This is a genomic window from uncultured Sphaerochaeta sp. (genome assembly GCF_963676625.2).
Classification (GTDB): Bacteria; Spirochaetota; Spirochaetia; order Sphaerochaetales; family Sphaerochaetaceae; genus Sphaerochaeta.
The window spans coordinates 16,726-30,902 of the sequence record NZ_CAXXYB010000003.1 but is presented as its reverse complement, the minus strand read 5'-3'; the positions used below and the strand labels follow the sequence as shown (position 1 = coordinate 30,902).

Sequence of the window (14,177 nt, the reverse complement as noted above, 5' to 3'; positions counted from 1 at the left end):
AGATAACTAACTTACAAATTAGGCTATCATTCATGTTTGATAGCCTAAAATTCAATAAGTGGTTGGGGTTTATGCCCCTCGGTGGTCATATGGTGCTTTATTTCTTGGATTTCACTGACCATGTCAGCAATCGAAAGCAATTTTTCAGGAGCATCCCTTCCTGTAATTACCAGATGAGGAAAGTCTTTCTTGCCTTTATGATCTTCCAACCAAAGACAAATCTGCTCAGTATCAAGATAACCCAAGGAGAGTGTATAGGTGAATTCATCCAGGATAATCATATCGAAGGCTCCCGTTGATATCCACCGCTTGACTTGCTCCCAACCTTTGAAAGCAAGCTGTGCATTCTTTTCGTTATTGTCCCCTATCCAGGTAAATCCACATCCATAGTTCTTCCAGGTAACACCTAAAACCTGTGCAGTATGATATTCACCTGAATCGAGTTTCGCAGGATCATCCTTGATGAATTGGACAACAGCACACCTTGCCCCATGTCCAAGTGCTCTCATCAACTGCCCCATGGCAGCAGTGGTTTTTCCTTTTCCATTCCCTGTATATACCAAAATCAAGGGTTTTCCTGTTCCTTGCATATATTACTCCATAGTAATCAGTTGGGTTTTTGTTATGTAGGTATCTTGTGAGGAGGAATCTCCTGAGATCTGTTTTTCAGCTTGTCCTTGCTGCGCCAAGGCAGTCTTCATTCTGACAAGTTGCGTATAGCAATCTTGATTATGACTGTAATCATATACTTCCTGCATCAAGTCAATGGAATCGTGCAAATTTCCCAAAGCCTCCAGGACAAGAGCTCCATTATAGCCACTGGGTACATGACGATCCTGGTCCCAAAGATTAAGGAACAAGCCATAAGCTGCCTGCAAGGATCCTGACTCAACCAACTTGTAGCCATTCTTTGCAAAGTTATTTTTTGGTTTATTGGACATAAGCGTAAGATACGAAACTTCCAACGAGGGCGCCATCAAGGTTTTGATACCAGACTGGAACGATGAGAGCATCTTGTCGAACAAGGGCACGAAAGATGGGGCAAACCCATAGGAATATGAACGTTCATCAGAATAGGAAGGAGAGTTGGATTTTGCGGGATTATCAACATATATACGCCTTCCTATCAACGTATCGTCGGAATTTTTGGAAGTATAGGAACGAGCTACGACAATTTGCTTGGTATTGATATCCATCAAGGTGAGACTGAAAGTTACCGTGGCATCCTGCCTGAGGTAATAATGCCGCTCAACTATTCTTTCATGGGAAACCATCTTGGTTGCATCATTCGGGTCCACTTCGGTCACCCATTTGCTTACATCCCTGGAATAGATGTTTTCCTGGCAATCCATGTAGCTGATGGAACTGGTCAGGATTGCATTGACTCCCTTGGCCTTCAAAAGAGATATGGCATCGTCGCCACCCTGTCCAATTGCAATATAGGCATCGGTGATCTTAGGATTGAGAATAGTAAAATAACCAGTTTCTCCCAAGGAGGAGACCAAGTCATTGGTAGCCATTGCGGCTACTTTTTCAGAGAGGTCTGAATGGTACCCTGAAGTCAAGGTATATAGATTATCCGCACTCCCTCGCACCCAGGAAGTCAAGGAAAAGTCTGGAGAAAATTTATAGGTACCAGTAGAGGCAACGGCAATAGTCCGGTAATTGCTCAGATCAACCTCACCTGGGATGAGATGCTTTACGGTCAGAGTGGTCACACAAGAGGTCAATAAGGCAGCCAATGCAATTATGCCAAAGAACGCTGCAATCTTTTTTTTCATTTTCATTTCCCTTTCTTTATTTATATGTATCGCGCGAATATGCATATTCAGAGGCAACAGCAATGGCACGAGCCATTCCCTGGGGATCAGCTATTCCCTTTCCAGCAATATCGAAGGCAGTTCCATGATCAACACTGGTTCTCAAAAATGGAAGGGACCAGGTAATGGAAACCGTCTGGTTGAAATCCAAGGTCTTGGCCGCAATATGTCCCTGGTCATGATACAGTGAAATTACCGCCCGGTACCGGCCCATCCTGGTTTGGTAAAAAACTGAATCGGCACCAATGGGCCCCTCTATGGCCACTCCCATTTCCCTGGCCTTTTCCACGGCGGGGGCAATTGCCTCCTGTTCCTCGTTGCCGAACAAACCATGCTCCCCACAATGTGGGTTCAAACCTGCAATTGCAAGGGGAAGATTATTATTGAAAGCAAGGGAAGAGGTGCTGATTTCATTGCACTGCAGGATTGTCTTGAGTATCGTTTCATAGGTTACGGCCTTGCATGCTTCAATAAGAGAGAGATGACGGGAGTGAAAGAATATCTTCATCCCCAAGGTATCAAACATTGTTACAGCCTGCGCAGATCCACTGAGGGCCGACAATATTTCCGTATATCCTATATACGGAACTTTGGCAAGCTTGAGTGCCTCCTTATGCAAGGGAGGGGTTACAATGGCCTGTCCCAGACCAGACATTATCAAGGATACACATTTTTCAACCGACCGATAGGCAGCCCGTCCGCAATCTGCACTGATCGTTCCAAAGGAAAAAGAGGAAAGATCAACAAGAGGCAGGGAATAGAGGATGGTCCTGTCCTGTCTTTGCATTGCAACTTCCAGGGCCAAATCGGAGGTAATGATGGAATCAAAAGCAAAAGAAAGCCCGAGGCGTGATGCAGTAAGCTCCAGAAGCGGTCTATCTGCGACGAAAATCAGTGCAACATTCTCGGGAAAATCCAGTTGGGCCAAAACCTTCAAAACTATTTCCGGTCCGACACCCGCAGGGTCTCCCATTGGTACCAAGAAGTACATAAGTGGTTTACTCATAGATGCATCATACCAACGCTCACAAGGGCTGTCCAGTAAGTATGCATCAACGAACTGTTGTAAACCAATTGACAAGTGATATGGCTTCTTTTATGTTGTTAGTTGTAGTAGCAGTTGATTGGGGAGGAGTACTTGCATGGCTAAATACCGTGACGACGATGAAGATCTTGAGGATGAAGAAAATCGTTATTTCAATAACCTTGAAGACGATGAGGATGAATTTCTTGGTGATGAAATAGATGCACCGGAAGTAATTGGATTTACCGATGACGACGATGATATCCTTGAAGACGAGGAAGACGATGAACTCCTCGACGATGGATTTATGGTTGATGGAGATGAATCCTTTGAAGATGAATTCTTCGACGACGATGAATTTGATGATTCAGACGAAGAATTATAAAAAAGTTTTCTTGACAAGCCTCAATTAGCAGTTTGTACGTAGTTACGCAGCCTCCTCATTCAAGGGGGCTGTTTTATTTTTCATACCATCATATTCTTGAAAACCAAAAATCCATAAAAATTATGTTTCTATACAAAGATACTTGCCATTCATGATGTTTCTGTTTATAGTAACATCATCATAAGGAGCCTTTCCATGAAAAAAACGCTGTTACTCGCACTTCTTTTATTACCGGCAATGCTTTTTGCCCAACCAAATACCGAGGCAAAGCCAATCACTACAAATATCGGAATTTCCAAGATGGTATCACATCCTGCCCTGGATGCCATTGAACAAGGTATACAGGACTATCTGGCAACCACAGGTCTTCCCATAACCTATGATAAACAAAACTGCAATGCAGAAATATCCACTGCTGTAGCCATTGCACAGAAATTCAAAAGTGACAACAAGGATCTGGTAATTGGAATCGCAACTCCCCCGGCCCAGGCCTTGGCCCAGGTTTTTAAGGATATCCCGGTTGTTTTCGGGGCTATCACCGATCCTCTTGCAGCAGGATTGGTTGCCAACTATGACAAGACAGAAGATACCAATGTTTGTGGTATTTCCGACTTGAATCCTGTAAAGTTGCAATTGGAGACCTATTTCTCCATCGTGAAACCGAAAAGACTAGGTATGATCTATACCAGCAGCGAAGCCAACGGGGTGGCAATGATGGAATTGGCAAAAAAAATCTGCGAGGAAGACGGAGTACAATTCGTCGCAGCGGCAATCAGCAATTCGAGTGAAGTAAAAATGGCTGCCTTATCCATCGTAGATCGCGTTGATGCCATGTATATCGCCATAGACAACACCGTGGTAAGTGCAATTACCAGTGTCAGTGAAGTTTGCCTAAAAGAAGGAGTACCACTTTTCAATACTGATACGACGAGCAGTGAAAAAATTGATTTCCTCATGAGCTGGGGCTTTAATTACTACACGGTCGGAGTAGAGACCGGCAAGGTGGTGGAAAGGATCATAAAGGGAGAGAAACCCAAGGATATCGGAGCCATCTTCTTCAATGATCCTACCCAATTTGAACTCTGGTTCAATCTTGACAATGCCAAGAAACTGGGAATAACCATTAGCGATGACCTCCTTGCCAAGGCTTCTGTCCTCATCCAGGACGGTGAGAAACATCAAGTCGCCAAATGAAATTCTAACTGGATAGGAAACAGGAAAACCGCCAAATAGCGGTTTTTTCTGTATTCCCACTGTTATTCAAGAAAGTGAAATCTGTCTTCTTTCTTTGGCACTCTTGTAAATTGCCTCGATGATCCTCACAGATTTCTTGGCCTCTTCTCCTGAGATATCCGGCTCACTTCCAGTTTCCAGCGCAAGAGCAAAATTCTCAAACAAGGTACAATGCCCACTGGGATCCAATCCACTGGGTTTGCTGGCATCGATATTCGAGCCATTCTTTTTGCCAAATTGCTCACGGATACTACTATCTTCTTCCTGTTCTTCCAGGAATTTCCAGGCAAGAAGGCTATCTTCTTCCAGAATGGCACTTCCCAGGGAACCACAAATCTCAATGCGCTTGAGAAAACCCGGATAGGAGCCAGTGGTTCCCTCAATTATGCCCAAAGCTCCGTTTGCAAACCGCAGCGTCGCTACAGCAGTGTCCTCAACCTCAATCCGTTCATGAGTCAGGGTAGCAATGGAACCAGAAACTTCTGAAACTGCGCCTCCAAACCATTGAAGCAAATCAACCGCATGTATCCCCTGGTTCATAAAAACTCCGCCCCCATCATATTGCCAGGTACCACGCCAAGCTCCACTATCATAATAGGCTTGACTCCTGAACCATTTGAACTGGGCATCCATAAGAGTAATTTTACCGAAACGGCCCTCATCAATTGCCTTTTTCAGTACTTTGGCAGCTCCGTAATAACGTGATTGAAAAATACCTTCGACCTTGACGCCCTCGCGTCTGGCCGCTTCAATTATCTGGTCACATCGCAGGGTAGTGACTTCCAGCGGTTTTTCCACAATGACATGCTTATGGTGTTTTATGGCAGCAAGGGTTGCTTCAAGATGCATACCGGAAGGAGTTGCCACAACCACTACATCAAGGTTCGGATCCGAAAGAAATTGGTCAAGATCAGAATAGGCCTTGATCCCATATTCCATGCAGAATTTCTCGGCACGGTCCTGATTCGCATGGTAACCTGATACCAGTGTACAATTTTTTGCCTTTGCAATTGCCTGTGCATGCGTAACAGCAATCGACCCTAAGCCAATAATTCCAAATCCATAAGAATGCTTCGTCTCCATCCAAATCCCCTTCCTTAATTACACTATAATAGCCAAGGCAAAGGTCTTTTGCAAATAGTACTGGACAATACTCAATGCAAAACCAGGAAAACCACCAGTCTTATCATGCATAAGCAATGAATTATTATTCATTGTGTTGCATAAACGATTTACAAATGGTAAATTAGCGATTATAGTTTCGCAAAACGAAAGGATTCCACGATTGGAGGAAAATCACATGAAACACTCAGTTCGCACTACAATCCTGTTGCTTGCCATGATCGTAGCCCTGGTTCTGCCGGCCTTTGCAAACGGTACTGTTGAAGCCCCTGCTTCCGGTACTCCTTCTTATAAGATAGGCGTTTCCAAACTTTTGGCCCACCCTGCCCTTGATGCAGCAGAAAAAGGTATGCAAGATTATCTTGCAACTACCGGCCTTGACGTTTCCTACGACCTTCAGAACGCAAACGGAGACATTTCGACAGCGGCTTCCATTGCCCAGAAATTCAAGAGCGACAAAGTCGATGTAGCCGTCGGTATTGCCACTCCTTCTGCCCAGGCTTTGGCAAACGTATTCGATACTACGCCTGTCGTCTATAGTGCCGTAACAGATCCTGTTGAAGCAGGACTTGTTGCAGACAACATCTGCGGTGTCTCTGACAGCAACCCTGTTGAAGCCCAGATAAAACTCTTGGTTCAGATCACCGGGGCTAAAACTGTCGGAAACATCTATGCTTCCGGCGAAGCAAACGGTGTCGTACTGATGGAAATGGCTAAAAAAGCCTGCGAAAACCTTGGGGTTGAATTTGTCAGTGCCGCTATCAGCAATTCCAGTGAAGTCAAAATGGCTACGCAATCGATCATCGGACGGGTTGATGCAATCTATGTGGCAACCGACAATGCGGTTATCAGCGCACTTGCTTCGGTCGACGATGTTTGTACCAAGGCCGGAAAGACTCTTCTCTGTGCCGATCCTTCTGGAATAGATGGCCTTAACTGCATGATCGCCTGGGGATTCAACTATTACAGCATCGGTGTTGCAACCGGAAAAGTCGTAGAAAAAGCAATCAAGGGTGAGAGTCCGAAATCAATCGGTACAGTATATCTTACCGATCCTGCTGATTTTGAATTGTGGTTTAACCTTGATACCGCCAAGAAGCTTGGATATACTATTCCCCAGTCACTGCAAGACACTGCAGCGGTGCTTATCAAAGACGGCAAGAAAATCATCCAGAAATAAATTGGTATTTTCAATCACCGCCGGTCCATAAGCCCGGCGGTTTTTCTGTTTAAGGGGTTTTACATGATAGAAGGAATTTTCGTAGATGGTTTGATTTTTTCCTTGATGGCCATCGGCATTCTGATTTCTTTTCGCATCCTGGACATTGCAGATCTCACCTGTGATGGTTCCGTTGCGACCGGGGCTGCTGTTACAACCATGTTCATCATACATGGCTGGCCAATTTACCTTGCCTTGTTTTTCTCATTCCTGGCAGGAGTCCTTGCAGGTATGGTCACCGCGGCCATTCATAACAAACTCAAGATTCCAGGGCTTCTTGCCGGTATTCTCACCATGACGATGCTCTATTCCATCAATTTACGTATTCTTGGAAACAAGGCAAACATTCCCTTGCTCAGAGTAGAGACCATGTATACGAAACTTCCTCATATCTTTTCTTTTATTCCTTCAGAATGGGCTTCGCTTCTCGGAACCTTGCTGGTAGTCCTTTTCGTAAAAGTTCTCATCGATATCTTTTTCAGGACAGACCTCGGAGTTGCCTTGGGAGCCTTGGGCGGCAATGAGCAGATGGTTATCAGCCAAGGCATCAACCCCAAAGTCCTCAAATTGCTGGGTCTTGGACTTTCCAATGGCCTGATTGCCCTTTCCGGAGGCTTGCTTGCCCAGTATCAAGGGTTTGCCGATGCCAATCTTGGACAGGGAATGGTCGTCCAGGGATTGGCAGCCATCATGCTGGGAGAATTTCTTTTTTCCACCAACAGAATTTCCCTGTTGACCCTCAGGGCAATACTTGGTGCAATCATGTACAAGGCCCTCATGTTCTTTGGCCGTAAATACGGATATCTCATCCATATCACTCCCAATGATTTCAAGCTTCTTACTGGCATTCTGGTCATTTCATCGCTATTCATCGCCCAAACCAGAACTGTGGCTTCTTCCAAGGGGGCAAAGAAAAAGGCAATTGCACGCAGGGTTGCCAGACAGGAAGCCGAAACCAAGGAGGCAAACTAATGCTTGATATTACGAACATGACCAAGGTTTTCTATCCGGGAACCGTAAATGAAAAACTTGCCCTTGACGACGTGAACCTCCATGTCAATAAAGGTGATATCATATGCGTCGTTGGATCGAATGGTTCAGGGAAAAGCACTCTTTTCAATCTAATCTGCGGTACCTTTCCCGTTACCAGCGGAGAAATCATCCTTGACGGGAAGAATGTAACGAACAGCCCTGAATACAAACGAGCCATGACCATTGGACGAATCTTTCAGGATCCAACAAAAGGCACTGCGGCAAACATGTCCATCGAGGATAATATGATCACTGCCGCTACAAAAGGTATGAAGAGTTTCAAGATAAGCTTGAACAATGATCGCAGGGAAGAGTTCAAGAAACTGCTTGAACCGATAGGGATGCAAGACAGGCTCAAGGATAATGTAGGATTGCTTTCAGGAGGCCAACGACAAGCCCTCACTCTCCTCATGACCGTCATGAGCAAGCCCAAAATGCTCCTGCTGGACGAACATACAGCTGCCCTGGATCCCCGGAATGCCCAGATTGTCATGAATCTTACGGAAAAATTCATCCACGAATATGGACTTACAGCACTGATGGTAACCCACAACATGCAATTTGCCATCGACTTTGGCAATAGACTGATCATGATGGATGAAGGAACCATAATTTTGGATGTCAGCGGTGAGGAAAAGAAAAAACTCACTGTCGCAAAATTGGTAAAATTGTTCAAGGATATCAAAAAGAAGGATTTTACCAATGATGAAGGACTGCTTACCACAGAGTAAGGCCCTGAAAGAATCTACAATTGTGGCAAGGGGAGTCAAACCCCTTGCCTTTTTTGTAAACGCTCCCTAAGATGACCGAAAGGAAAATTGTTTCGTGAAATCACATACTACCTCCTTTATCGGAGAACCTTTATTTACCCCTGCCTATCTAGCAAAACTTATCGTGCCTCTTATCATCGAGCAATTCCTTGCCGTTACCATTGGTATGGCAGATACTGTCATGGTTGCCTCCTCAGGCGAAGCTGCAGTAAGTGCCATAAGCCTTGTTGACTCCATAACGCTCCTTATCGTCCAGGTATTTGCGTCCTTTGCAACAGGAGGAGCAGTAGTATCAAGTCAGTATCTGGGGCAAAAGGATAATGCCTCGGCAAATATTGCCGCCAAGCAACTGCTCATACTTTCCATCATGGTGTCCTTGGTACTCATGACAATATGTCTCCCTCTTCGCTCAAATATAATCAAGGTGATATTCGGTTCCATAGATGCGGATGTCATGGATAATTCCGTTGTCTATTTCCTCTTTATATTGATATCCATCCCCTTTTTGGCAATTTACAACTCCTGTGCCGCTTTGTTCCGATCCATGGGAAACAGTAAGGTGTCTTTGGCCGTAAGTGTACTCATGAATATCATCAATATCGGCGGAAATGGTTATTTCATCTTTGGATTGGGTCTGGGAGTCGTCGGTGCAGGCTTGGCAACCATGTTAAGCAGAATCATAGGGGCTCTGGTGATGCTCGTACTGATCAGCAACAGGAAAAATAGTATTTTCGTCTATAAACTCTGGAAATTCGAATGGCACTTCGAGATGATCAAGAGAATACTCAGAATCGGTGTTCCCAATGGAATAGAAGGAAGCGTTTTTCAAATTGGAAAGCTTTTGGTACAGGGAATCACCGCATCCTTTGGTACTGTCTCCCTTGCCGCAAATGCCATTGCCAACTCAGTCGGTTCCTTCGCCAATATTCCTGGAAATGCCCTTGGATTGGCGTCCATAACCGTCATCGGTCAATGCGTAGGGGGTAAACAATATGACCAAGCTGTCCATTATTCAAAGAAACTCCTGGGTTTTACCTATTTTGCAATGGGCATTATTGTTGTGCCAGTCTTCTTTTTTGCTCCTCAGATTGTCAGTATATTCAATCTATCCGCTGAGGCGACAGTCTTGGCAAGCAGCGTCATCAAAACTTGTATGGTCGCCTCTATACTGATCTGGCCAACAGCCTTTACCGTCCCCAATTTTCTCAGAGCCGCAGGGGATGCGAAATATACCATGATCGTTTCCATGTTCAGCATGTGGATATTCCGCGTAGGCATGAGTTATTTGCTCGCCCTCTATATGGGAATGGGGCTCATGGGGGTTTGGTATGGCATGTATATTGATTGGATATTCCGTTCCATCTGTTTCATTATCCGTTTTGTACGGGGAAAATGGAAAACAAAAAGAGTCATATAAGCCTCTCAGACGAATAATTCTCATGGTATTCTTCTCGTGGCTGCCGGTAATAAAGTAAAAATTACCACAAAATCATAGAAAATAAATCAAATATCTTATTTACAAATATAAAAACTCGTTCAATACTATTTATGGATGTGCTCGAGCACGAATACATATTCACCACAATATGTGATTATTCTACTCCTATGGTCTACATTCTCGTGTCACATGCTCACTTACAAAGCAAACTTGGAGAAATCCAGTAAATAAGGAGTGATGTATGAGAAAAGTATTGAGTGTATTGTTGATTTTGTTGGTTGCAACTTCAGCAATGTTCGCAGCAGGCAACACGGAAACAACTTCTTCTGTAGCAAAGATTGGTGTCTCGATGCCAACCCAGAGTCTCCAAAGATGGAATCAAGACGGATCGAATATGAAGGCCCAACTTGAGAAGGCAGGATATAAAGTTGATCTGCAATATGCAGGGGACAACGATATCCCAACCCAGGTAGCCCAAATTGAAAACATGATTACTACCAATTGCAAAGTTTTGGTCATTGCTGCAATCGATGGATCTGCCTTGACGGAAGTCCTGAAGACTGCCAAGCAAAAGGGAATCTCAGTTATCGCCTATGACCGTCTTATCATGAATAGCGATGCTGTTTCCTACTATGCGACCTTTGACAACTACAAAGTTGGAACCATCCAGGGAACATTCATTCGGGATGCCCTAAAGCTTGATTCCGCAAAAGGCCCCTTCTACATTGAATTGTTCACAGGATCTCCTGATGACAACAATGTCAACTTCTTCTTTGGTGGAGCCATGTCCATTCTAGAACCCTATATCAAGAGCGGCAAGCTCATCGTTCGCTCTGGCCAAACTTCCAAGGCACAATGTGCAACCCCCAACTGGTCAACCGAAGAGTCCCAGAAGAGAATGGAAAATTTGATTACTGCCAATGGATACGGACCAAAGGGCAACAAGCTCGATGCAGTGCTTTCCTCCAATGACTCCGTAGCCAATGGAATAACCAATGCTCTTGTAGCAGCCGGTTATACCAAGGACAACTTCCCGATTCTTACCGGTCAGGACTGTGATAAACCCGCAGTGAAGAATATGCTCCAAGGCTTGCAGAGCATGTCAATTTTCAAGGATACCCGTACTTTGGCCAGCAAAGTCGTGGACATGGTCAATGCAATCGTCAAAGGCTCTACCGTTGAAATCAATGACAACAAGACCTATGACAATGGAACGGGAATCATCCCCTCCTATCTCTGTGATCCTGTCTTTGCAACCTTGGACAACTACAAGGCGCTCTTGATCGACAGCGGTTATTACAAGGAATCTGATCTCGCAATCAACTAGAACTATCGCAATTCCTATTTTTATTCCAGGCGGGTACGCAAATACCCGCCTGCTACTTCTCTTGGGTGGAGGATTCAATTGGAAAATACCTTATTGGAAATGAGACAGATAACCAAACGATTTCCGGGAGTCATAGCGCTCAATGATGTCAGCCTACACATAACGGAAGGAGAAATCCATGCCATCGTAGGAGAAAACGGAGCAGGGAAATCGACCTTGATGAATGTCCTCAGCGGGATCTATCCGGCAGGAACATACAGCGGGCAAATTATCCTTGACGGTGAGGAATGTTCTTTCCACACGATCAAGGAGAGTGAAAACAAGGGAATTGTTATCATTCACCAGGAACTTGCCTTGGTCCCCTATTTAACCATCGGGGAAAACATGTTTCTTGGAAATGAGCAAGGCAAGTACATGAAGATTGATTGGGACCATACCTACTCCAAGGCAGATGAATTACTCAGAATGGTAGGTTTGAAAGAATCCTCGAGAATTCCCATAAAGGATATTGGGGTGGGCAAGCAACAGCTCGTAGAGATAGCCAAGGCCCTGGCAAAGAATGTAAAGATACTCATTCTTGATGAACCGACAGCTTCCTTGAACGATTCGGATGCGTTGAAATTGCTGGACCTTCTTTTGGAGTTCAAGAAAAATGGCATGACCTCCATCCTCATCTCGCATAAGTTGAACGAAGTATCTTATATCGCTGATAAAATCACCGTGATTCGAGACGGTGAGGTAATAACGACCCTGGATAAAAAACAACACGCCTTCAATGAAAATGAAATAATCAGCGCAATGGTCGGTAGAAGTCTTACCGATCGATTCCCGAAACGAATACCGAATATTGGTCCGGTAAGTTTTGAAGTCAAGAACTGGAATGTCTTCCATCCTATTTATGAGGGCAGAAAAGTTTGTGAAGATATTTCCATCACCATGCATAGGGGCGAAGTTGTAGGTATCAGCGGTTTGATGGGCGCTGGACGTACTGAATTTGCCATGAGCCTTTTCGGTCACAGCTATGGACGTGATATTACCGGACAGACCTTTATCGAGGGAAAAGAGGTCTTCCTGCATTCTGTCAAAACTGCAATTGAAAATAAGATTGCCTATGTTACAGAGGACAGAAAAGGCAATGGTCTCATATTGTCCAAATCCATCATGGAGAATACTACCCTTGCCAATCTCAAGGCAATCAGCAGTCATCAGATAATTGACAGGGATAAGGAATTCCACGTTTCCAAGGACGTGAGTGAAAAACTCCATACAAAATGCTCTTCGGTGAGGGAAAACGTGAATGATCTTTCCGGAGGAAACCAGCAGAAAGTCTTGCTCGGAAAATGGATTTTTGCTGAACCTGATATACTGATTCTCGATGAACCGACAAGAGGCATTGATGTCGGCGCCAAGTATGAAATCTACGGCATCATCAATCAATTGGTAGAGGAAGGAAAATCTGTTTTGATGATTTCTTCCGAATTGCCGGAGATACTGGGCATGTGCGATAGGATTTATGTCATGAACGAGGGCCGCATGGTAGGAGAACTACTTCAAAAGGATGCCACCCAGGAAGCAATCATGAAGTGTATTTTGCAATCAAACAAAGGAGCGAACCAAGAATGATCAATACAGGCCTCGTAAAAAACTCCATGAAGAAAAACTCAATGCTCATCGCCTTGATAGCAACCATGCTTTTCTTTCAGGTTCTCATTGTCAGTCAAGGCAGGGGATCTCTTTTTGCCCCGGCAAATATTTCCAATATCATCAGCCAGAATTCATATGTCGTAATACTGGCTTCCGGCATGTTGCTTTGCATACTCACAGGTGGAAACATTGATCTTTCCGTCGGTTCCATCGTAGCCTTGGTAGGAGCTGTTGCGGGAACTCTTGTAGTCAACCTGCATCTCAATATCTTCCTTTCCATCATCATCTGTCTGATAGTAGGAATCTTGATCGGGGCTTGGCAGGGATTCTGGATTGCCTATGTCAGGATACCGCCCTTTATTGTCACCCTGGCAGGTATGTTGCTTTGGAGAGGTGTTGCCTTGCTCATCCTCAACGGACTGACCATTTCTCCTTTTCCAGAGAGTTATCAAAAATACTTTACGACCTATCTTCCCGCAACAGATAACCCCGAGACTATTTTTGCCGTTACGTTTATAACAGGAATAATCATTTGCCTCATATACGTAGCCTATGCTGTCTTCGACAGGTTCAACAAGAAACGAAAGGGATATCAGACAGATCATCTGGGTCTTACGATTACCCGTTTGGTTTTCATCTCCTTGGCCGTGATGTTTGTATTCACCTTGCTTGGAAAACATAAGGGAATTCCTGTAGTACTGATCCAATTGGCCGTAATCGTGCTGGCCTATAGTTATTATACCTCAAGTACAGTTCCAGGACGGCATCTGTATGCAATAGGTGGCAATGAAAAGGCAGCAAAGTTATCAGGTATAAACACTGATAGAGTTCTCTTCTCTGCATATACCAATATGGGATTTCTTTCAGCAGTTGCCGCCTTGGTCTGTGTTGCCCGATTCAACTCGGCTGCACCAACGGCCGGTACCAACTATGAATTGGATGCCATTGGAGCTTGCTTCATAGGTGGGGCATCGGCCTATGGCGGAACAGGGACTGTAGGGGGAGCCGTTATCGGAGCAATCTTCATGGGAGTACTGAACAATGGAATGTCAATAGTGGGTATCGATTCCAACTGGCAAAAAGCAGTCAAGGGAATCGTTGTATTGGGAGCTGTTGTCTTTGATGTACTGAGCAAAAAGCGAGTTAAATCAAATTAAAGAGAT

The 14,177-nt window shown here is 44.6% G+C and carries 13 protein-coding genes; 9 read left to right on the top strand and 4 right to left on the bottom strand.

The features are described 5' to 3' along the window. Positions 1 to 44 precede the first annotated feature (44 nt). The 3 genes from ACHZBG_RS02915 to ACHZBG_RS02905 are packed head-to-tail and all read right to left on the bottom strand — an operon-like array spanning position 45 to position 2,826. A complete protein-coding gene (locus ACHZBG_RS02915; protein ID WP_320127946.1) occupies positions 45 to 590 on the bottom strand; it encodes a cob(I)yrinic acid a,c-diamide adenosyltransferase in 546 nt (181 codons plus the stop codon). A 3-nt stretch (positions 591 to 593) separates the two neighbouring features. Continuing rightward, on the bottom strand, positions 594 to 1,781 hold the full coding sequence (locus tag ACHZBG_RS02910; protein WP_320127945.1) for a hypothetical protein: 1,188 nt from the start codon (positions 1,779 to 1,781) through the stop codon (positions 594 to 596). Between the two features lie 16 nt (positions 1,782 to 1,797). After that, positions 1,798 to 2,826 carry a 4-hydroxythreonine-4-phosphate dehydrogenase PdxA gene (locus tag ACHZBG_RS02905; RefSeq protein ID WP_320127944.1) on the bottom strand — a complete coding sequence of 343 codons (1,029 nt, stop codon included), beginning with the start codon at positions 2,824 to 2,826 and terminating at the stop codon, positions 1,798 to 1,800. Positions 2,827 to 2,962: 136 nt separating this feature from the next. Between ACHZBG_RS02905 and ACHZBG_RS02900 the strand changes: the two genes are divergently transcribed. Then, complete coding sequence (locus tag ACHZBG_RS02900; RefSeq protein WP_320127943.1) at positions 2,963 to 3,229, top strand: hypothetical protein; 267 nt, start codon at positions 2,963 to 2,965, stop codon at positions 3,227 to 3,229. A gap of 195 nt (positions 3,230 to 3,424) precedes the next feature. Then, positions 3,425 to 4,423, top strand: coding sequence for an ABC transporter substrate-binding protein (locus tag ACHZBG_RS02895; RefSeq protein WP_320127942.1), 999 nt, complete (start codon positions 3,425 to 3,427; stop codon positions 4,421 to 4,423). Positions 4,424 to 4,489: 66 nt separating this feature from the next. Here the strand turns inward: ACHZBG_RS02895 and ACHZBG_RS02890 are convergent, their stop codons facing one another. Further along, a complete protein-coding gene (locus ACHZBG_RS02890) occupies positions 4,490 to 5,545 on the bottom strand; it encodes a Gfo/Idh/MocA family oxidoreductase (protein ID WP_320127941.1) in 1,056 nt (351 codons plus the stop codon). Positions 5,546 to 5,762: 217 nt separating this feature from the next. Here ACHZBG_RS02890 and ACHZBG_RS02885 point away from each other — a divergent pair, with 217 nt between their 5' ends. The 7 genes from ACHZBG_RS02885 (at position 5,763) to mmsB (ending at position 14,171) form a co-directional block, all read left to right on the top strand. Further along, positions 5,763 to 6,764, top strand: coding sequence for an ABC transporter substrate-binding protein (locus tag ACHZBG_RS02885; protein WP_320127940.1), 1,002 nt, complete (start codon positions 5,763 to 5,765; stop codon positions 6,762 to 6,764). A gap of 63 nt (positions 6,765 to 6,827) precedes the next feature. Beyond that, positions 6,828 to 7,775, top strand: coding sequence for an ABC transporter permease (locus ACHZBG_RS02880; protein ID WP_320127939.1), 948 nt, complete (start codon positions 6,828 to 6,830; stop codon positions 7,773 to 7,775). Then, on the top strand, positions 7,775 to 8,566 hold the full coding sequence (locus tag ACHZBG_RS02875) for an ATP-binding cassette domain-containing protein (protein WP_320127938.1): 792 nt from the start codon (positions 7,775 to 7,777) through the stop codon (positions 8,564 to 8,566). Before ACHZBG_RS02880 ends, ACHZBG_RS02875 begins: the two co-directional genes overlap by 1 nt. Positions 8,567 to 8,660: 94 nt before the next feature. Next, on the top strand, positions 8,661 to 10,022 hold the full coding sequence (locus tag ACHZBG_RS02870; protein WP_320127937.1) for an MATE family efflux transporter: 1,362 nt from the start codon (positions 8,661 to 8,663) through the stop codon (positions 10,020 to 10,022). Between the two features lie 262 nt (positions 10,023 to 10,284). Next, a complete protein-coding gene (gene chvE / locus ACHZBG_RS02865; RefSeq protein WP_320127936.1) occupies positions 10,285 to 11,370 on the top strand; it encodes a multiple monosaccharide ABC transporter substrate-binding protein in 1,086 nt (361 codons plus the stop codon). 78 nt (positions 11,371 to 11,448) lie between these two features. Next, positions 11,449 to 12,993 (top strand): sugar ABC transporter ATP-binding protein, encoded by a 1,545-nt coding sequence (locus tag ACHZBG_RS02860; RefSeq protein ID WP_320127935.1) that lies wholly within the window; start codon positions 11,449 to 11,451, stop codon positions 12,991 to 12,993. Next, complete coding sequence (gene mmsB / locus ACHZBG_RS02855; protein ID WP_320127934.1) at positions 12,990 to 14,171, top strand: multiple monosaccharide ABC transporter permease; 1,182 nt, start codon at positions 12,990 to 12,992, stop codon at positions 14,169 to 14,171. The genes ACHZBG_RS02860 and mmsB overlap by 4 nt, the downstream gene beginning before the upstream one ends. Positions 14,172 to 14,177 lie beyond the last annotated feature (6 nt).